Origin of the sequence: Clostridium bornimense (assembly GCF_000577895.1) — a bacterium.
In the GTDB taxonomy this organism is placed as follows: Bacteria; Bacillota; Clostridia; order Clostridiales; family Clostridiaceae; genus Clostridium_AN; species Clostridium_AN bornimense.
Genome location: NZ_HG917868.1, coordinates 32,012 through 51,790, shown reverse-complemented (window position 1 = coordinate 51,790; position 19,779 = coordinate 32,012). Strand labels below are relative to the sequence as shown.

16 protein-coding genes, 3 tRNA genes, 3 rRNA genes and 1 other RNA gene are annotated in these 19,779 nt (G+C 35.1%); 5 read left to right on the top strand and 18 right to left on the bottom strand.

Annotated features, from left to right (window positions below; genetic code table 11):
* The first annotated feature begins 66 nt into the window (after positions 1-66).
* On the top strand, positions 67-555 hold the full coding sequence (locus tag CM240_RS16615; protein ID WP_051483604.1) for a LysM peptidoglycan-binding domain-containing protein: 489 nt from the start codon (positions 67-69) through the stop codon (positions 553-555).
* Positions 556-672: 117 nt separating this feature from the next.
* Here CM240_RS16615 and CM240_RS00265 read toward each other — a convergent pair.
* The 12 genes from CM240_RS00265 to CM240_RS00215 all read right to left on the bottom strand — a co-directional run bounded on the left by CM240_RS00265 (position 673) and on the right by CM240_RS00215 (position 11,953).
* A tRNA-Lys gene (locus CM240_RS00265) sits at positions 673-748 on the bottom strand.
* A gap of 5 nt (positions 749-753) precedes the next feature.
* Positions 754-871 (bottom strand): 5S ribosomal RNA (gene rrf, locus CM240_RS00260).
* Between the two features lie 56 nt (positions 872-927).
* A 23S ribosomal RNA gene (locus CM240_RS00255) occupies positions 928-3,828 on the bottom strand.
* Positions 3,829-4,263: 435 nt separating this feature from the next.
* Positions 4,264-5,777 (bottom strand): 16S ribosomal RNA (locus tag CM240_RS00250).
* Together the 16S, 23S and 5S rRNA genes with 1 tRNA gene alongside form the textbook arrangement of a ribosomal RNA operon.
* A gap of 515 nt (positions 5,778-6,292) precedes the next feature.
* Entirely contained in the window at positions 6,293-7,345 is a 1,053-nt protein-coding gene (locus CM240_RS16610; RefSeq protein ID WP_051483603.1) for a collagen-like domain-containing protein, read from the bottom strand.
* Between the two features lie 108 nt (positions 7,346-7,453).
* Positions 7,454-7,732, bottom strand: a complete 279-nt coding sequence (locus CM240_RS00240; protein WP_044035716.1) for a YaaL family protein — start codon at positions 7,730-7,732, stop codon at positions 7,454-7,456.
* A gap of 62 nt (positions 7,733-7,794) precedes the next feature.
* Complete coding sequence (recR, locus tag CM240_RS00235) at positions 7,795-8,391, bottom strand: recombination mediator RecR (protein ID WP_044035715.1); 597 nt, start codon at positions 8,389-8,391, stop codon at positions 7,795-7,797.
* A 15-nt stretch (positions 8,392-8,406) separates the two neighbouring features.
* Entirely contained in the window at positions 8,407-8,751 is a 345-nt protein-coding gene (locus CM240_RS00230) for a YbaB/EbfC family nucleoid-associated protein (protein ID WP_044035714.1), read from the bottom strand.
* A gap of 54 nt (positions 8,752-8,805) precedes the next feature.
* On the bottom strand, positions 8,806-10,419 hold the full coding sequence (gene dnaX / locus CM240_RS00225) for a DNA polymerase III subunit gamma/tau (protein WP_044035713.1): 1,614 nt from the start codon (positions 10,417-10,419) through the stop codon (positions 8,806-8,808).
* Between the two features lie 141 nt (positions 10,420-10,560).
* Positions 10,561-10,824: signal recognition particle sRNA large type (gene ffs, locus CM240_RS17095), an RNA gene on the bottom strand.
* A gap of 3 nt (positions 10,825-10,827) precedes the next feature.
* Positions 10,828-10,919 (bottom strand) — tRNA-Ser (locus CM240_RS00220).
* Between the two features lie 158 nt (positions 10,920-11,077).
* Complete coding sequence (locus CM240_RS00215; RefSeq protein WP_051483602.1) at positions 11,078-11,953, bottom strand: metal ABC transporter solute-binding protein, Zn/Mn family; 876 nt, start codon at positions 11,951-11,953, stop codon at positions 11,078-11,080.
* Between the two features lie 281 nt (positions 11,954-12,234).
* Here CM240_RS00215 and CM240_RS00210 point away from each other — a divergent pair, with 281 nt between their 5' ends.
* Positions 12,235-12,480: an AbrB/MazE/SpoVT family DNA-binding domain-containing protein gene (locus tag CM240_RS00210; protein ID WP_044035711.1), complete on the top strand. Its 246-nt coding sequence runs from the start codon at positions 12,235-12,237 to the stop codon at positions 12,478-12,480.
* 103 nt (positions 12,481-12,583) lie between these two features.
* On the opposite strand, the gene CM240_RS00205 is transcribed toward CM240_RS00210, so the two are convergent.
* From CM240_RS00205 to CM240_RS00190, 4 genes are all read right to left on the bottom strand, one after another.
* A complete protein-coding gene (locus CM240_RS00205) occupies positions 12,584-12,808 on the bottom strand; it encodes a (2Fe-2S)-binding protein (protein ID WP_044035710.1) in 225 nt (74 codons plus the stop codon).
* On the bottom strand, positions 12,809-13,255 hold the full coding sequence (locus CM240_RS00200) for a nucleoside deaminase (protein WP_044035709.1): 447 nt from the start codon (positions 13,253-13,255) through the stop codon (positions 12,809-12,811).
* Positions 13,256-13,310: 55 nt separating this feature from the next.
* Positions 13,311-13,387, bottom strand: a tRNA-Arg gene (locus tag CM240_RS00195).
* Between the two features lie 64 nt (positions 13,388-13,451).
* Positions 13,452-14,024, bottom strand: coding sequence for a TetR/AcrR family transcriptional regulator (locus CM240_RS00190; RefSeq protein ID WP_044035708.1), 573 nt, complete (start codon positions 14,022-14,024; stop codon positions 13,452-13,454).
* 159 nt (positions 14,025-14,183) lie between these two features.
* Here CM240_RS00190 and CM240_RS00185 point away from each other — a divergent pair, with 159 nt between their 5' ends.
* On the top strand, positions 14,184-15,071 hold the full coding sequence (locus CM240_RS00185) for a phosphatidylserine decarboxylase (protein WP_044035707.1): 888 nt from the start codon (positions 14,184-14,186) through the stop codon (positions 15,069-15,071).
* A gap of 150 nt (positions 15,072-15,221) precedes the next feature.
* Here CM240_RS00185 and CM240_RS00180 read toward each other — a convergent pair whose 3' ends face one another.
* Positions 15,222-16,691, bottom strand: a complete 1,470-nt coding sequence (locus CM240_RS00180; protein ID WP_156930480.1) for a nicotinate phosphoribosyltransferase — start codon at positions 16,689-16,691, stop codon at positions 15,222-15,224.
* 247 nt (positions 16,692-16,938) lie between these two features.
* Between CM240_RS00180 and CM240_RS00175 the strand changes: the two genes are divergently transcribed.
* Together CM240_RS00175 and CM240_RS00170 are read left to right on the top strand one after the other, a co-directional pair.
* Entirely contained in the window at positions 16,939-17,754 is an 816-nt protein-coding gene (locus tag CM240_RS00175; protein ID WP_044035705.1) for a C39 family peptidase, read from the top strand.
* 302 nt (positions 17,755-18,056) lie between these two features.
* Complete coding sequence (locus CM240_RS00170) at positions 18,057-18,548, top strand: hypothetical protein (protein ID WP_044035704.1); 492 nt, start codon at positions 18,057-18,059, stop codon at positions 18,546-18,548.
* A 73-nt stretch (positions 18,549-18,621) separates the two neighbouring features.
* On the opposite strand, the gene CM240_RS00165 is transcribed toward CM240_RS00170, so the two are convergent.
* The gene (locus CM240_RS00165; RefSeq protein WP_044035703.1) at positions 18,622-19,773 is read right to left on the bottom strand and encodes an NAD(P)-dependent malic enzyme; all 1,152 of its coding nucleotides are present in this window, start codon (positions 19,771-19,773) and stop codon (positions 18,622-18,624) included.
* Between the last annotated feature and the right edge of the window lie 6 nt (positions 19,774-19,779).

The following is a 19,779-nucleotide window of genomic DNA, read 5'->3' as shown; positions in this document are numbered from 1 at the left end:
TTTTCTCATAAATATGTATATAAAATATTTTTTTGTCAATTATTTAAATGAAGGGAGGTATTGAATATGAATAAGAAAAAAGTAATAGGACTATCTGCAATATTAATCTTAGTATTAATAGGTGGCTTAGTCATTTATAATAATGCTACTTCAACTCTACAGAAGGATATTAAAAGCTCTAGTAAAGTAAATAATGATTCTTCTGCAATAGAAGATGCTAAAGCAAAAACTATAAATGATTTAAATTCTACCTTTAATACAGAAAATAATTCTACTGAAGATAATTCTACTAATGATAAAAATATTAATGAATCAGATAACACTGAATCAAAAACTACTGCTACAAATATAGCAAAAGAGGGCGTTCATTTTAACTATATCAATTATACTGTTAAATCAGGTGATACACTTTTCTCTATAGCTAAAGAAAATGCTCCTAACCTTGCTATAAATGATGTTATTAATAACATTAAAATTAGAAATAAATTATCTGATGAAAACTTAATAAAATCTGGTGATACAATTTCTATTCCATCATCTATAAACATAAAGTAACTTTCTATTTTATACCATATATAAGCCATTGTAAAATACTCAATTTTACAATGGCCTTTTATTTTTTTGTAAAAAATTTAAATATAAAAAAAGACTTAGATATTAATCTAAGTCTTTTGGTGGCTCACCGGGGAATCGAACCCCGGACAACATGATTAAAAGTCATGTGCTCTACCAACTGAGCTAGTGAACCATATTACCTGGCAACATCCTACTCTCCCACACAGTCTCCCGTGCAGTACCATCGGCCCTCTGAGGCTTAACCATCGTGTTCGGTATGGGAACGGGTGTATCCCTTAGAGGCATCATCACCAGATTTGAAAGATATTGTTCTTTCAAAATTGCATGCTACAATAAACTTTTTTATATACATTGGACAAGCCCTCGACCTATTAGTATCAGTCAGCTAAATATGTTACCACACTTACACCTCTGACCTATCAACCTGGTAGTCTTCCAGGGGTCTTACTGACTTAACGTCATGGGAAATCTTATCTTGAGGTGGGCTTCACGCTTAGATGCTTTCAGCGTTTATCCCTTCCCGACATAGCTACCCAGCTGTGCTCCTGGCGGAACAACTGGTACACCAGAGGTCAGTCCATCCCGGTCCTCTCGTACTAAGGACAGCTCCTCTCAAATTTCCTACGCCCGCGACGGATAGGGACCGAACTGTCTCACGACGTTCTGAACCCAGCTCGCGTGCCGCTTTAATGGGCGAACAGCCCAACCCTTGGGACCTACTACAGCCCCAGGATGCGACGAGCCGACATCGAGGTGCCAAACCTCCCCGTCGATGTGGACTCTTGGGGGAGATCAGCCTGTTATCCCCGAGGTAGCTTTTATCCGTTGAGCGATGGCCCTCCCACGAGGAACCACCGGATCACTAAGCCCGACTTTCGTCCCTGCTCCACTTGTAAGTGTCGCAGTCAGGCTCCCTTCTGCCTTTGCACTCTTCGAACGATTTCCGACCGTTCTGAGGGAACCTTTGGGCGCCTCCGTTACTTTTTAGGAGGCGACCGCCCCAGTCAAACTGCCCACCTAACAATGTCCCGTGACCTGATTCAAGGCCTCCGGTTAGAAATTCAGTACTGTCAGGGTGGTATCCCAAGGATGACTCCACACAGGCTGACGCCCATGCTTCCTAGTCTCCCACCTATCCTGTACAGACAATACCAAATCTCAATGCTAAGCTACAGTAAAGCTCTACGGGGTCTTTCCGTCCAATCGCGGGTAACCAGCATCTTCACTGGTACTACAATTTCGCCGGATTTGCAGTTGAGACAGTGCCCAAATCATTACGCCATTCGTGCGGGTCGGAACTTACCCGACAAGGAATTTCGCTACCTTAGGACCGTTATAGTTACGGCCGCCGTTTACTGGGGCTTAAGTTCACACCTTCGCTTGCGCTAAGTGATCCCCTTAACCTTCCAGCACCGGGCAGGCGTCAGCCCCTATACATCAGCTTTCGCTTTAGCAGAGACCTGTGTTTTTGCTAAACAGTTGCTTGGGCCTATTCTCTGCGGCCTACATTTCTGTAGGCACCCCTTCTCCCGAAGTTACGGGGTCAATTTGCCGAGTTCCTTAACTGCAATTCTTCCGCTGGCCTTAGGATTCTCTCCTCATCTACCTGTGTCGGTTTGCGGTACGGGTACCAAACTCCTCCCTAGAAGCTTTTCTTGGCAGCGTGGAATCAGGTACTTCGCTCATACGAGCTCCCCATCACACCTCAACTTAGTCTCCGGATTTGCCTAGAGACATGTCTAAGTGCTTAGACAGACATCCAATAGTCTGCACACCCTATCCTCCTGCGTCACTCCATTGGTAATAACGTCATTTGGTAGTATCGGAATATCAACCGATTGTCCATCACCTACGCCTTTCGGCCTCGGCTTAGGTCCCGACTAACCCTGGGCGGACGAGCCTTCCCCAGGAAACCTTAGATTTTCGGCCATTGAGATTCTCACTCAATTCTCGCTACTTATGCCAACATTCTCACTCCTGTACAGTCCACCGCTCCTTTCGGTACGACTTCAGCCCATACAGGAAGCTCCTCTACCACTCCGTTAGGAGTCCGTAGCTTCGGTAGTAGATTTTAGCCCCGGACATTTTCGGCGCAAGGTCTCTCGACTAGTGAGCTATTACGCACTCTTTAAATGAGTGGCTGCTTCTAAGCCAACATCCTAGTTGTCTTAGAAACCTCACATCCTTTACCACTTAATCTACATTTAGGGACCTTAGCTGACGGTCTGGGCTGTTTCCCTTTTGACTACGGATCTTATCATTCGCAGTCTGACTGCCTGGGTACAAGTGTATGGCATTCGGAGTTTGATAAGGTTCGGTAAGCCTCGCGGCCCCCTAGCCCATTCAGTGCTCTACCTCCATCACTTAATTTACCAGACGCTAGCCCTAAAGCTATTTCGAGGAGAACCAGCTATCTCCGAGTTCGATTGGAATTTCTCCGCTATCCACAGCTCATCCCATGGTTTTTCAACACCAACGTGGTTCGGTCCTCCACGAGGTTTTACCCTCGCTTCAACCTGGCCATGGATAGGTCACCCGGTTTCGGGTCTACAGCATGCAACTAGTCGCCCTATTCAGACTTGGTTTCCCTTCGGCTACGTACCATAAGTACTTAACCTTGCTGCATACCGTAACTCGTTGGCTCGTTCTACAAAAAGCACGTCGTCACACACATAAGGTGCTTCGACCGGTTGTAGGCACAGGGTTTCAGGTTCTATTTCACTCCCCTCCCGGGGTTCTTTTCACCTTTCCCTCACGGTACTGCTTCACTATCGGTCACTAGGTAGTATTTAGCCTTGGGAGGTGGTCCTCCCTGCTTCCCACAAGGTTTCACGTGTCTCGTGGTACTCTGGATCAGTTCTGACTTTTTCGTTCTTTCGCCTACATGACTATTACATTCTGCGGTGCAACTTTCCAGTTGTCTTCGACTAGAATTCCAAAGTATTTATGAACTGTCCGCAACCCCAAGAGCAAGCTCTTGGTTTGGGCTCTTTCCGTTTCGCTCGCCGCTACTCAGAAAATCGATGTTTCTTTCTCTTCCTCCGGGTACTTAGATGTTTCAGTTCCCCGGGTTACCTTCCTTAAGCTATGTATTCACTTAAGGATACATGAGGTTTCTCATGTGGGTTTCCCCATTCGGAAATCTGTGGATCACGGCCTATGTGCGGCTACCCACAGCTTATCGCAGCTTATCACGTCCTTCATCGGCTCCTAGTGCCAAGGCATTCGCCCTGCGCCCTTTGTAGCTTGACCTATCATTTATTCTACTATAAACTGCGCATTACTTCGTCAGCTACGTCGCTCATTTCGTTCACATACAAAAGTATTGTTCACTCATTCGCTCCTTGCTTCCTCGTACTGCTTGTTTCTAGCGAATAAATCTATACAATCTTTACTAGATTAGTATAGGTATATAAATCAGTAAATCTATAATAGATTTTAAAGTCTTTATTGTAACTATGCAATTTTCAAAGAACAATCTGCTCTACTATAAGCTTCGCATTACTTCGTCAGCTACGTCACTCATTTCGCTCATATACATAAGTATTATTCGCTCATTCGTTCCTTGCTTCCTCGTACTGCTCGCTTCTAGCGAACATATAATTTTGAAAGATTCTATGATCTTTCAAAATTGAACAGAAGACATAAACCTTTTTGCTTAGGTTCTCCCTAAACATATATCCTTAGAAAGGAGGTGATCCAGCCGCAGGTTCTCCTACGGCTACCTTGTTACGACTTCACCCCAATCACTAATCCCACCTTCGGCCGCTGGCTCCTTGCGGTTACCTCACGGACTTCGGGTGTTACCAGCTCTCATGGTGTGACGGGCGGTGTGTACAAGGCCCGGGAACGTATTCACCGCGACATTCTGATTCGCGATTACTAGCAACTCCAACTTCATGTAGGCGAGTTGCAGCCTACAATCCGAACTGGGATGAGTTTTTGAGTTTTGCTCCACCTCACGGTTTTGCGTCTCTTTGTACTCACCATTGTAGCACGTGTGTAGCCCTAGACATAAGGGGCATGATGATTTGACGTCATCCCCACCTTCCTCCGCGTTAACCACGGCAGTCTTGCTAGAGTGCTCAACTTAATGGTAGCAACTAACAATAAGGGTTGCGCTCGTTGCGGGACTTAACCCAACATCTCACGACACGAGCTGACGACAACCATGCACCACCTGTCTTCCTGTCCCCGAAGGGACTTCCTCGATTAAGAGTAATTCAGGAGATGTCAAGTCTAGGTAAGGTTCTTCGCGTTGCTTCGAATTAAACCACATGCTCCGCTGCTTGTGCGGGCCCCCGTCAATTCCTTTGAGTTTTAATCTTGCGACCGTACTCCCCAGGCGGAATACTTAATGCGTTTGCGACGGCACGGAGGTCATGACAACCCCCACACCTAGTATTCATCGTTTACGGCGTGGACTACCAGGGTATCTAATCCTGTTTGCTCCCCACGCTTTCGAGCCTCAGCGTCAGTTATCGTCCAGTAAGTCGCCTTCGCCACCGGGGTTCTTCCTAATCTCTACGCATTTCACCGCTACACTAGGAATTCCACTTACCTCTCCGACACTCTAGACCTCCAGTTTGAAATGCAGCACCCAAGTTGAGCTCGGGTATTTCACATCTCACTTAAAGGTCCGCCTACGCTCCCTTTACGCCCAGTAAATCCGGACAACGCTTGCCACCTACGTATTACCGCGGCTGCTGGCACGTAGTTAGCCGTGGCTTCCTCCTTTGGTACCGTCATTATCGTCCCAAAAGACAGGGCTTTACGATCCGAAAACCTTCATCACCCACGCGGCGTTGCTGCATCAGGCTTTCGCCCATTGTGCAATATTCCCCACTGCTGCCTCCCGTAGGAGTCTGGACCGTGTCTCAGTTCCAATGTGGCCGATCACCCTCTCAGGTCGGCTACGCATCGTCGCCTTGGTGAGCCGTTACCTCACCAACTAGCTAATGCGCCGCGGGTCCATCTTATAGCGGATTGCTCCTTTAAAGCTAAAGCCATGCGACTTCTACTTCTTATGCGGTATTAATCTTCCTTTCGGAAGGCTATCCCCCTCTATAAGGCAGGTTACCCACGTGTTACTCACCCGTCCGCCGCTAACTCCACTCCCGAAGGAGCTTTGTTCGCTCGACTTGCATGTGTTAAGCACGCCGCCAGCGTTCGTCCTGAGCCAGGATCAAACTCTCAATTTAAAAAGTTTGATTACTAGCTTAGTACTAGTTTGCTGACTTCATATATATGAGTCAATTTAAAGAATTAACTGGTTATATGTTTCTTCTGTTCAATTTTCAAAGATCATCTGTCGCTCTCTTGCGACGCTCATTTATTATACCAAAGCTATCGAATCTTGTCAACAACTTTTTTTATTTTTTTCACTGCTCTCTCGCAGCGACAAGGATTATTATATCATCGAAATTCACTCGTTATACACATATACATCTATTTTAAGTAATTTATATTTATCTATCTCTATATTACTTCATTTTACTATGTTTTTTATATATAGATACACCTGGTATAGTAGCTTTTTAAATTATCTATTTAATGTCACATATATCTTAAATTATGTCCTCACAATACACTTTAACAAAGGAGGTTCTATCTAATTAATCTTAGTTAGAACCTCTTTATTACTATAATATTCATTTTGTGACAATACAAAATTTATCTATCGTTAAGTACATATTTATCCTTATTACGTTATTTATTAACAACAACAATTTTTCTCTATAACTTTTATCACAGCAATTTGACATACTAAAACTGCTGTACATTTTCCAATAACAACTATACTTCTACCAACGTTTGTTATTGGGCCTTCTATACATGCACCTTGAACCTTTAATTCTATCTCAACAGATGCATTCCTACGTCTTAACATATCTAAAAAAGTAGTTATACTATCTACTGCATTTTCTGGTTCTTCTGGCAATGGCGCTAACTCTACATCTGCTACTCCATTTCCTTTAACTACGGCAATACTATTCAACGGAATAAATGCTGTCTCATCTATGCTTCTTATTTCTGCAAGAGCATCAAAAACGTTTGTCACTGTTGATCTTCTGAATTCTTCTCCTCTATTTGCATCTGTTAATATATCTACTGTCAATCCAGCATCTTTAACACCAGATAATAAAGTAGCCATTCCTAAATAACAAACTCTACTTGAATCTTCTCCTGCTGGTCCCATTGGTCCCATAGGTCCTACTGGCCCTGCTGGTCCTATAGCTCCTCTTGGTCCAATTGGTCCTCTTGGCCCTACTGCACCTGCTGGTCCTACTGCACCTGCTGGTCCCATTGGTCCCATAGGTCCTACTGGTCCTCTTGCTCCTGCTACACCAGCTACTCCTGCTGGCCCCATTGGTCCCATTGGTCCCATAGGTCCTACTGGTCCAACTGGTCCTCTTGGCCCTACTGGTCCTTGTTCTCCTTTTGGTCCACATGGTCCACATGGCCCACATTTACCACAACTTCCGCAAGCTCCACATGGTCCTACTGGTCCCCTTTCTCCACGTTCTCCTTTTGGTCCTCTTGGCCCCATTGGTCCCATCGGTCCCATTGGTCCTACTGGTCCTCTATATCCTCTTGGTCCTCTATAAATAGGTATTCCTATTTCTATATTATTAACTCCAACCAACTCTGCTCCACTTGCTGCTGCAATTTGAGCTGCTTGAGCCGCTTGTGCAGCTTGTGCTGCTTGAGCTGCTTGAGCTGCTGATGTTCCTCCGTTATTAAAACCATCTGTATAACAATTTCCCATCTTAGAATCTCCTTTTCTATTACAATGCTATACTTATAATATATTTGACAACGTATTAATTCGTTACAATTATAATAAAAAAGACTTTCATCATATATCTATATAACTCTACTCATTAGAAATTTCTTCTAAATTGTTGTAATAAGTAAATTCTACATTTATATTTTTTATTTTTGCCAACTTTAATAAATAATCATATTTATTTTTTAATGCAGCCTCATAATAAATTGCAAATTCTAATAATGATGAGTCCGTTGAATCTTCAAATAAACCTCTACATGTTTCTAAATCTCTTTGAACTTCATTAATTGAATCAACTATTTCTCTTTTTTCTTCTTCATACTTTATTTTTTCAGCTTTATAAACTTTATCAAATCCAAAATCCATAAAAATACCTCCTAGATTATATTGTTATTATTAACATAATCTAGGAGGTGTATTCATCTTTATTAAATTTCTGTTCTACCTTCTATAGCTTTTGATAAAGTTACTTCATCTGCATACTCTAAATCTCCACCTACAGGTAACCCGTGTGCAATTCTAGTAACCTTAACTTCTAAAGGTTTTAATATTCTAGATATATACATAGCTGTAGCTTCCCCTTCAACAGTAGAATTAGTAGCCACTATAACTTCTTTAACTTCACCATTCATTCTACTTACTAATTCTTTTAATCTTATATCATTAGGTCCTCTACCAGCCATAGGAGATATATTTCCATGTAATACATGATATACTCCATTATATTCTCTTACTTTTTCTACAGCCATAATATCTTTTGGCTCCTCTACTACACAAATAACTGAAGAATCTCTATTTGGATTACTACAAATAGCACATGGATCTTTTTCTGTATAATTTCCACATACTGAGCAATATTTTATAGTTCCTCTTCCTTTAACCAAAGCATCTGCAAATGCATTTACTTCTTCTTGCGGTAGATTTAAAACATGTAATGTAAGCCTCTGGGCTGTTTTATATCCTATACCAGGAAGCTTAGCAAATTCTTCTATAAGTTTTTCTATTGCAATAGGATAAAAATCCAATTTATTTCACCTCAATTAGAACATTCCTGGAATATTCATTCCTCCAGTTATTCTAGACATTTCTCTTTGAGTTTCTTCATCAGCTTTTGCCATAGCTTCTCTTAAAGCTCCAAGAATCATATCTTCTAAAGTTTCTACGTCTTCTGGATCCACAACTTCTGGATCTATTGAAACTTTTTGAATATCTTTTTTACCATTTACAGAAACAGTAACCATTCCGCCACCAACAGAAGCCACAAATTCTTTTTCTTCTATAGCTTTTTGCATCTCCATCATTTGTTGTTGCATTTTTTGTGCTTGTTTCATTAAATTATTCATATTTCCTCCGCCGAAGCCTCCTGGAAACCCACCCTTTGCCATAAAATAATACCTCCTAAAACTTAATACTATTATTTATTTTATCATTATACCATATTATTCTTCAATGAACTCAATGGAATCACCATAAAGTTCCCTCAACTGTTGTTCTTTAGTCTTTTCTTCTTCACCTTTATCTAACATATACCTTATCCTTATTTTCTCCTTAAGTACTTCTGTAAATATTTCTTCTACCTTAGTACGTTGTTCTAAATTACTATCTAAATTTTTCTTTGCGAACCCATACAAAGGGCTGAATGTTATATCTAAGATACCTTCTTTAAATGAAGTTGGACTTCCTGGAGATACATATGCATATAATGACATTAATCTTCTGCCCTTTAATAATTCTAATACTTCATTCCATTTCTTTTTAATATCATCTAAAGTAAGTTTTGTAGATAAATTTCTTTCAATATCTTCTTCATTTTTTTCTTCGTTAACTATTGTTTTATTTACTTTAACTTTTTTGTTTTTATTTGATATCACATTTCCTTCTTGTGCATTTATATTTATTGCACCACTTCTTATAGAACTTTCTAGTTTATTTACTCTTGCTAATATCATCTCCGGTGATGTATCAAACTCTATTTTACACATCTTTATTATGGCAATTTCGATATATACTCTACTTTGTTTACTCCACTTAGTATTTTCATCAGCTTCATTTAATATGTTTATAAATCTCATTATCTCTTCTGTTCTTATTTTATTACTTTGTTCTTTAAGTTGTGCTATATTTTCCTTCGACATATCAACTAATTCTTCTGGATTATTACTAACCTTAACCATAAGTAAATTTCTAAAATGAGTAATACATTCTTTTATTAGTAATCCTACATCTTTTCCATTAAAAATTATCTCATCCACTAGATTCATAGATTTTGTAATATCTCTATCTATAATATGATCTACTAACTCTATTAACTTATCATTAGTAACCATTCCTACCATAGACAATACATCTTCATATCTAATTGCTCCATCTCCCATAGATATGCATTGATCTAATATACTTACAGCATCTCTCATTGCTCCATCACAAATTCTAGAAATAAAATCTAAACTATTTTCATCTGCAAGTATACCTGAATCCGTTACAATTTCTCTCAACCTTTCTTTTATATCATTATGATTTATTCTCTTAAAATCATATCTTTGACAACGGGATAGAATTGTAATAGGCAATTTTTGCGGATCTGTAGTAGCTAAAATAAATATTACATTCTTAGGTGGTTCTTCTAATGTTTTTAAGAAAGCATTTACAGCTCCTATTGTTAGCATATGAACCTCATCTATAATATAAACCTTATATTTTGCTTCACTGGGTGGAATTTGAACTTCTTCTATTATATCTCTTATATTTTCTACCTTATTTTTAGATGCTGCATCCATTTCAACTACATCTATGGCTAGACCTTTAGATATCTTTTGACACATCTCACACTCATTACAAGGATCTCCATCTTGAGGATTTAAACAATTTACTGCTTTTGCAAGTATCTTTGCTGTAGTTGTCTTTCCTGTTCCTCTAGTTCCGCATAAAAGATATGCATGAGCTATCCTTCCGCTATCTACTGCATTTTTTATTGTAGTTGTAATATGTTTTTGACCTACTACTTCGCTAAAAGTTTGAGGTCTCCATACTCTATATAAAGCTTTATAAGCCATAAGTTCACCTCTTTTACTTATCTCATATAACTATAATTATAACATTTATATATAATATTATATCTCTAAAATAATATATAAAAATAAAAACCCTAGTTTATAACTAGAGTTTATTTCTCAAAATATCTTATTATACAAAAACCGTGCATCTAACTCTGACAGTATTACATATACGTTACCTAGATAGTTAACTCAAACCAGGTTTTTCCACGGCACACGAGAGGTTTCACTTATCGCTGCTTCCTTCCGGACCTGACGAGGTTCATGAATTCCCGTTGCGTGGGACCCAATTATCAACATCACTTTTCTAGGTCAGACTATACGTAATAAAGCCTCGGTTAGACATCGATCCTGCTAAAGCGGATTGCAGGTTACAGGGCACCGCTAGCTCCCCATCTAGCACGGCATTGGCGGAGAGAAGGGGATTCGAACCCCTGGTAGAGTTTCCCCTAACACACGCTTTCCAAGCGTGCTCCTTAAGCCAACTCGGACATCTCTCCATACTTATTTAAAACGTATCCTCATTTTATCATAGGGCGATTAAACTGTCAATTAATATAAAATTCCATTTTTCTATTTTTTTAATAACATAAAATTTATTAATATTAAAAGGAGTCGCCCCTATATTTGCGACAACTTCCTTTTAATCACTTATATTCTACTTAAGAGCCTCATAAATCTTTTGTAAGTTTTCTTGCATACCTTCTATATAATCCCCTTCACCTTCAAAGGTTTCTATAGTTTCAACTTTAGCTCCAGCTTCTCTTGCCAATGTTTCTGCTACTTCAGTACTTCCAATTTCCTCTGCAAATACAGTCTTTATATTATTATCCTTACAGTATGTTATAAGCTCTGCTAATTTAGCTGGTGATGGTTCACCTTCTGCAAATACGCCTTGTATTGCTATTTGTTCCAATCCAAATTCTCTACATAAATATCCAAAAGCCTTATGACCTGTTACAAACTTATTATTTGCTATAGAATCAAATTTTGATTTATATTCATCATATATTGACTCTAATTCTTTTTTGGCATTCTCATAATTTTTTTCATAATAAGTACTATTTTTAGAATCTATCTTGACCAATGCATTCTTTATATTCTCTAATTCAACAATCGCATCTTTTAATCCTAACCATGTATGAGGATCAATTACGCCATCATTATTTATAGTGGTTACATTAGCTGATGCTTCAACTACTTCTACATTACTATTCTTTAAGAAATTTTCTACCCAATGTTCCATTCCAAGTCCATTATAAACAAATAATTTTGACTTAGATAATTCCTTGATATCTTTTGTTGTAGGTTCAAAATCGTGTGCTTCTGTTCCTTCTGGAATAACTACTTCTACATCTACTTTTTCATCCCCAACTAATTCTACTAATTCTTCCATAGCATGAAAAGATACTAATACCTTAATTGTATCACTATTATTGTCTGCATTATCTTGTGCTCCACTTTCTTTCCCACATCCTACCATAAACGTCGCCATCATAATAGTTGTAATAAAAATTAAAAAAATTTTTTTCAATATTCTTCACCTCACGTATAATTTTTAACTAATATGTAAATAATGTTAATGAATAACACACTAATTGCTATTGTTAATTGCAAATGATTTATTGCAAATGGTTTGCATTTATATATTATACCATTTATATATTAGTTTGCAACTATTATCAAAAATTATTAATCAAATAACAATTTGCAATTTTATTAAATGTGGTTTAATAAAATATTGACTTTTATTGCTAGTAATGTTATTATACATGTGGTAATTGTCGAATTTAGAAATATTAGGAGGAAAAGTACATGAAATCAACAGGAATTGTAAGAAAAGTTGACGAGTTAGGGAGAATAGTTATCCCTATAGAATTAAGAAGAACTTTAGATATCGAAATCAAGGATGCTTTAGAAATATATGTTAACAGTGATGAAATTATTCTAAAGAAATATCAACCATCTTGCTTATTCTGCGGAGAAGTTAAAGATGTTGAAAACTTCAAAGGAAAGAAGATCTGTCATTCTTGCTTACAAGATATTAAAGAAAATATCTAATAAAAAAATGAAGCTGTATCAAAAATATTTTGATACAGCTATTTTATTAGCAATAAAGAATATTATAAAAGCATATAACAATACCACAATATTGCACAATATACTATTCTTCGAACTGAGAATAATATTCCTTTAGTAACTCCTCAATTTTATATGCACATCTTTTACCATTGCATCCACCAACAGTAGCTCCAGTCGCTTCCTTAACTTCTTCTACAGTTCTAGCACCTTTTTTTATTGCTTCTTTTATTGTAGCCCTTGAAATTCCTTTACATAAGCAAACCTTCGTTATTTTATCAAGAATTTCTGGTTTTATATTTTGCTCCATTTACTTATCTCCATTTCTTCTACATTTAAAAAATTCTTTTAAGATATTACTACATCTTTCATCATATTGCCATATAACATTAACATGATTATTTATATCATCTCTATTAATTATATTATCTATGGTCCCACATCCGCCCATTCGTTCATCAAATGTTCCTATATATAACCTACTTAATCTAGCCTGCGCTATAGCAGCAGCACACATAAAACATGGCTCTAAAGTAACATACATCTCACATCCATTAAGCCTCCAATTATTAATTTTTTTGCTGGCATTTCTAATGGCATTTATTTCTGCATGTGCTGTTACATCATTAAGAGTTTCCTTTAAGTTATAACCTTTGGCAATAATTTCTCCGTCCTTAACTATTATTGCACCTACTGGAACCTCACCTTTATTATATGCTTTTTTTGCTTCCTCTAAAGCTATTTTCATATAATCCATGAAATTCTCCTTATATAAAAATTAAAGGTGTGTTTGAGTTTCCTCCTCCACACCTTGGTACACCCGACAGGAATTGAACCTGCGACCAATAGTTTAGGAAACTACTGCTCTATCCTACTGAGCTACGGGTGCTTACTTATTCTACAAATAGAATTTTATACCATGATTCTTTTACTGTCAATTATATATTATTATTTTATTTATTTAATATGTGTAGAATATCATTATACTTTAAAAAATGTTCTATAATTTCATCGTTATCATATTCCTCACCATTTAATAAATCATATAATGCTATAGATACTAAAATTCCTATAAATGAGTATCCAAGAATCTCCGCTTCCTCTTTACTAACAATTCCTTTATCTACTACTCCATGATAACTTTTGGTACTTATGTTTATTAATTTTGATACAGCTTCTCTTAATTCTTCATTTCTTTCACTATCGCCCCAAACTTGACTGATAATTACTCTAAATAAATCTTTATTATCATTCATATATTTTAGCTGTAATTTTGCTGCTGTTTTTACTACTTCATGTGGATCTTCTATATCTTTTATTTCTTCTTCTACAGATTCACTAATTATATTTATTCCTTCGTTGATAATAAATTTAAAAATTTCCTCTTTACTTTTAAAATGGTAATATAGCGTTCCTTTCGCTACACCTGCTCTGCTAGCTACTTCATCCATAGTTGCGCCGTCATATCCACTATGAGAAAACACCTCAATAGCTGCATCAAATATAGCCTTTTTCGTTTTATTCATTCCGATCCTCCTATTTAGACTCCTCAGTCATATATATATATTATATCATTTATATTGTCGATTTAAACCTAAAAATACATTTACATAGAAACTTTATCTTTATTATTATATAATTTTATAAGCAGTAGAATTAGTAATACATCTAATAGGAGGTTTTCTATGATTAAAATATACAACAGAGAATCAAAGAGTTATGAGATTGAAAAGGTCCTTGGTGAAAATTATATAAAATGGACATATGAAAGCCCTATAGGAAAAAGTTTTTTAAATATATTTCTAAAAAGAAAACTTTTTTCTAAACTCTATGGATTCTTTTGTGATAGCAAAAGAAGTGTAAAAAAAATTGATAATATAATTAATGAATATAATATAAATATGAATGAATCTATAAAACAAAGTAAGGATTTTAGAAGTTTTAATGATTTTTTTACAAGAAAATTACATCCTAGCGCTCGTCCAATTTCTAAGAATTGTAATGATTTTGTTTCTCCCGGTGATGGAAGGTTATTAGCTTTTGAAAACATAGACTTGGAAAACATAGTGCAAGTTAAAGGATTCACATATTCTCTTAAAGAACTTATAAATGATGATTCTATAGCTGACAAATATCAAAATGGGACTTGCTTAGTATTAAGATTATGTCCTGTAGATTATCATAGATTTCATTTTGTTGATAACGGAACAATATCTTCTAATAACAAAATTAAAGGATATTATTATTCCGTAAATCCTATTGCTTTAGGTGGTATCAAAAAATTATTTTGTAAAAATAAACGTGAATGGTCTATGTTACATTCAGATAATTTCGGAGATATTTTATATATAGAAGTAGGAGCAACTTGTGTAGGAACTATTAAACAAACTTATACTCCTAATACTAAAGTTTCAAAGGGATCTGAAAAGGGCTATTTTAAATTTGGTGGATCTACAGTAATTTTATTTTTAGAAAAAAATAAGGTAAAAATAGATGATGATATATTATCCGAAACAAAGAAAAATATAGAAACAAAAGTAAAAATGGGAGAAACAATAGGACTTAAATTATAAATTATGTATATAGTACGTACACTATAAATAGCCATTATGTATTATTGTGATAGTTATATTAATTTTCTTATATAATATACTTATATCTTACGTACACCCTACGTACAAAACCCTTCGGAAGTTATTGAATATACTTCCGAAGGGTTCTTTTTAATTAGAATTTCTTTCTATTAACTGAAATTTTAATTTCCATAAATCCTTAGACAAATCAACATAATATTTATGTGGATTTTCAAATCTTAAAAGTTCCGGCCATAATGTATTAATCTGATCTTTACAATAATTTTTAATTTCTTCTAAGCTAGGACATTTATACACACATTCACCAGATTTAAATATTGGTTCTTGAAGTTTTTTTGCCACAAAATTGTTTATTTTCTTTTTCTTGTAAGTATATATCTCATCAAAAATCACGTATTCTTTATCATCATCTATATTCTCATTATTTAAAGTTAAAACATCCGCTATAGCATTTCCAGTTTCCTTATCAAATAATCTCCATGGAACTTTAAATCCAGGGTTTGTAGTTTTAGCTTCATTTTCACTTAATTTTATCTTTGGAATAATTTCTCCGTCCTTTTCTATAGCTGCAAGCTTATATACTCCTCCAAATACTGCTTCCGACTTAGATGTTATTAATCTCTCTCCTACGCCAAAAGAATCTATAACTGCTCCTTGAGAAATTACATCCTTTATTATGTATTCATCTAAAGAATTTGAAACTGTAATTTTACAATCCTCATATCCAGCCTTATCTAGCATCTTCCTGCATTCCTTAGTTAAATATGTTATATCTCCCGAATCAATTCTTATTCCTTTTGGTCTCTTGCCCATAGGTTTTAACACTTCATCAAATACTCTTATAGCATTTGGTATCCCGCTTTTTAATACATTATAAGTATCAACTAATAAATAACAATCATCTGGATAAGTTTCCGCCCAAGTCTTAAATGCATCATATTCTGTTTCGAAGAACATTATCCATGAATGTGCCATAGTTCCCATAGCTGGTAACTGAAACATTTCTTCTGCTACAGTACAAGCTGTTCCAGCACATCCACCTATGTAAGCAGCTCTTGCACCGTAAATTGCTCCATCATATCCTTGTGCTCTTCTACTACCAAATTCAAAAACTGGTCTGCCTTCTGCTACTCTTACTATCCTATTTGCTTTTGTGGCAATTAAACTTTGATGATTTACAGTTAACAATATCATTGTCTCTAGAAGTTGTGCTTCCATTATCGGCGCTCTAACAGTTACTAATGGTACCCCTGGAAATATAGGTGTTCCTTCTGGAATTGCCCATATATCACCAGTGAATTTTAATTCTTTTAAATATGTTAGAAATTCTTCATTAAAATTTGTTTTCTTTCTTAGATAATCTATATCTTCTTCATCAAAATGAATTGATTGAACATATTTTATTAACTGTTCTAATCCCGCCATTACAGCAAACCCACCATTCTCCGGAACTTTTCTGAAGAACATATCAAAATATCCTATTGTATCTCTAAATTCACTATTAAAAAATCCATTCATCATAGTGAATTCATAAAAATCTGTTAGCATTGTTAGATTTCTATTGTCTTTCCAATCAATATTCTTAAAATGTTTTTCCATAATATTCATATCTCCTAAATCACTAATTTAATTAACCACAGCTATTAATCTATATTGTACTCTTTAATCCTTTATCTCAACTTAACCTTTTTAGATATTATAATTCTATTGATTTCTCTGTTTTTTGTCAATTAATAATACATTATATTGTATATATGCTATAATATAATTATACATTTGTTAGTATAGGAATACTTTTGTATAAAATACATATAATTAATTAAACTAATGAAATTAGGTGCTTATTATGAAGAAAAAATCGTCTAACTTCTTAAAAAAATTAGGTTTTATCTCTATAATAGTTTTCCTATGGATTTCTACCTATTCTATTATTAATATTATTCTAGATAGTAATATTTCTCTTACTTCCTCATTAATTTCTAACTCTTCTTCAGAGGATGAAGATTCTAATGATACTAATAAAACCGAAGAAAACGTTTCGCAAGAAGTTATTAATACCATAGAAATACCAAATTCGAAAAAATTAGATGTTCCTTTAATAAGCCAATTACCTGAACTTTATAATGGCTGTGAGATTACCTCTCTTACTATGATGTTAAATTACATAGGAATTGATGTCGATAAAATGACATTAGCTGAAGAAGTAAAAAAGGATCCCACACCTATAATTCGTTCTGGAGATGTCATAACATCTTGGGGAGACCCTCAGTATGGTTTTGTAGGATCTATATCTGGAAATACTGGTATAGGTTATGCTGTATATCCTAAACCGCTAATTCCTTTAATAAATGAGTATACCGATGATCAAGGAGTAGATCTCACTGGTGAATCATTAGATACATTAAAACAATATATTGCTAGTGATCATCCAATAATCGTTTGGGTTACTGCCGACTGGACTATGCCAAGTTTTATTACATGGAATAAAAACGATACAACAATACATGCAACTTTTTCTGAACATGCTGTTCTTTTAACTGGATTTGATGAAAATTATTTTTATTTTAATGATCCTTTAGCAAATCAAAAATCTTATGTATCTATAAATACATTTGAATCTGTTTGGACAGCTATGGGAAGTATGGCTGTATCATATAACTAAATAAAAGATGAATTGAGTCACAATGTTTATTTATTGTGACTCAATTTCTTTTTTATAGTGTACAGTGATAGTTTAGATCATAAATGCAGAGTCATAATTCATAATTTGATCTAAGTCTCTTAATAAATTTAAGTTTTTTAAATTTGTCATAAATCTTTTATTTCTATAATAAATTTAAGTATATAATAAAACTCGTGAACTTTTGTTCGTATTTTTTCAATAAATCTATTGCTAAAAAAAATTGCTATGATATAATAAGAATATACGAACACTTGTTCGAGATGATACAAGGGGGTACTTTTATGAAAAATAAATTTAAATTTTGGGCATTATCTCTTATGATTACCATCGCTTTTGGTATAATATCATTTGAAGTAAATGATATCTTAATTAAAAAAATTAGAACCAATTCAACTAATAACATAATATCATCATTAAAAAATAATAAATCTGTAATAATAGATGTTGAAAATATTGATAATACTTTAGATTCAAATACATATTTTTTAGCTTCTTCCCTAAGAGACTCAAAAACTTTTGATTTATCATTAACTAATACTAATAGAATAGCTGTAACTGCTACAGATGCTAAAGCAAACTATTCAAATAGTATAATAATAAACTTATGTACATTATTAGTATATTCCATATCATTAGTTATTAACTTAAGTATAATTATTACATTAGATATAAAATTACAAACATCTATAATAATTAAAAGAGTAGCTAAAATTATTAAACTAAAACATAAAAAAGAAAAACTACATACTAGACACGTTTATGGAGTTGCCTAAAGCTTAATATAAATATAAAGTGGCTGTTGAAGAAGATTTGTTTTATCCTTCTTCAACAGCCATTTCTATATCTCTACTTTGCAGCTTTTCTAACAGCATCAGCTACAACTTCAGCAACTTCTTTATTTAATGCTGGTGGAATAACAAAATCAGCACTTAATTCTTCTGGCTTAACAAGACTTGCAATTGCTTTTGCAGCGGCAAGTTTCATTTCTGTTGTTATATCATTTACCCTAGCATCTAATGCTCCTCTAAATATACCAGGGAATACTAATACATTGTTTATTTGATTTGGAAAATCTGATCTTCCAGTACCTACAACTTTTGCTCCAGCCTTCTTTGCAAGATCTGGCATTATCTCTGGTGTAGGATTTGCCATTGCAAAGATAATTGCATCTCTATTCATTGATTGAACCATAGCTTCACTTACTATACCTGGTGCTGAAACACCTATAAATACATCTGCCTTTACTAATGCATCTTTTAATAATCCCTTTTCCTTATTAGGATTTGTATTTTCTGATAATTTAACTTTTGCATCATCAAGTTTTTGTGTTTCTGGATCTAATATTCCTTCTTTATCACAAACTACTATATTCTTTGCACCAGCTTCTAATAAAAGATATGTTATCGCATTTCCAGCTGATCCTGCTCCATTTACTACAATCTTGCAATCTTCTATTTTCTTATCTACTACTTTCAATGCATTTATAAGTGCTGATAAAACGACAATTGCTGTACCATGTTGATCATCATGAAATACTGGTATATTTAATTCCTTCTTTAATCTTGATTCTATCTCAAAACATCTTGGCGCAGATATATCTTCTAAATTTATTCCTCCAAAAGTAGGTGCTATAGCCTTAACTATATTAACTATTTCATCTACATTTTTTGTATCTAAGCATATTGGAAATGCATCTACATCGCCAAATTCCTTAAATAAAATAGCTTTTCCTTCCATAACAGGCATAGCAGCTTCAGGACCAATATCTCCTAATCCTAATACAGCTGTACCATCTGAGACAACTGCTACTAAATTACCTTTTGAAGTATATTTATATACATTAGCTTTATCCTTATGTATCTCTCTGCAGCTCTCTGCAACTCCAGGAGAATATGCTAATGATAAATCTTTTTGATTTTCTACCTTAACCTTTGATGATACTTCTAGTTTTCCTTTAAGTTTACCATGTAATTCTAATGATTCTTGAAAAATGTCCATTTTAAA

Excerpts from the sequence above, each read along its gene's own strand:
- CM240_RS16615 (WP_051483604.1), top strand. The coding sequence starts at position 67 with ATGAATAAGAAAAAAGTAATAGGACTATCTGCAATATTAATCTTAGTA.
- CM240_RS16610 (WP_051483603.1), bottom strand. The coding sequence starts at position 7,345 with ATGGGAAATTGTTATACAGATGGTTTTAATAACGGAGGAACATCAGCA.
- CM240_RS00240 (WP_044035716.1), bottom strand. The coding sequence starts at position 7,732 with ATGGATTTTGGATTTGATAAAGTTTATAAAGCTGAAAAAATAAAGTAT.
- CM240_RS00230 (WP_044035714.1), bottom strand. The coding sequence starts at position 8,751 with ATGGCAAAGGGTGGGTTTCCAGGAGGCTTCGGCGGAGGAAATATGAAT.
- dnaX (WP_044035713.1), bottom strand. The coding sequence starts at position 10,419 with ATGGCTTATAAAGCTTTATATAGAGTATGGAGACCTCAAACTTTTAGC.
- CM240_RS00210 (WP_044035711.1), top strand. The coding sequence starts at position 12,235 with ATGAAATCAACAGGAATTGTAAGAAAAGTTGACGAGTTAGGGAGAATA.
- CM240_RS00205 (WP_044035710.1), bottom strand. The coding sequence starts at position 12,808 with ATGGAGCAAAATATAAAACCAGAAATTCTTGATAAAATAACGAAGGTT.
- CM240_RS00200 (WP_044035709.1), bottom strand. The coding sequence starts at position 13,255 with ATGGATTATATGAAAATAGCTTTAGAGGAAGCAAAAAAAGCATATAAT.
- CM240_RS00190 (WP_044035708.1), bottom strand. The coding sequence starts at position 14,024 with ATGAATAAAACGAAAAAGGCTATATTTGATGCAGCTATTGAGGTGTTT.
- CM240_RS00185 (WP_044035707.1), top strand. The coding sequence starts at position 14,184 with ATGATTAAAATATACAACAGAGAATCAAAGAGTTATGAGATTGAAAAG.
- CM240_RS00180 (WP_156930480.1), bottom strand. The coding sequence starts at position 16,691 with ATGGAAAAACATTTTAAGAATATTGATTGGAAAGACAATAGAAATCTA.
- CM240_RS00175 (WP_044035705.1), top strand. The coding sequence starts at position 16,939 with ATGAAGAAAAAATCGTCTAACTTCTTAAAAAAATTAGGTTTTATCTCT.
- CM240_RS00170 (WP_044035704.1), top strand. The coding sequence starts at position 18,057 with ATGAAAAATAAATTTAAATTTTGGGCATTATCTCTTATGATTACCATC.
- CM240_RS00165 (WP_044035703.1), bottom strand. The coding sequence starts at position 19,773 with ATGGACATTTTTCAAGAATCATTAGAATTACATGGTAAACTTAAAGGA.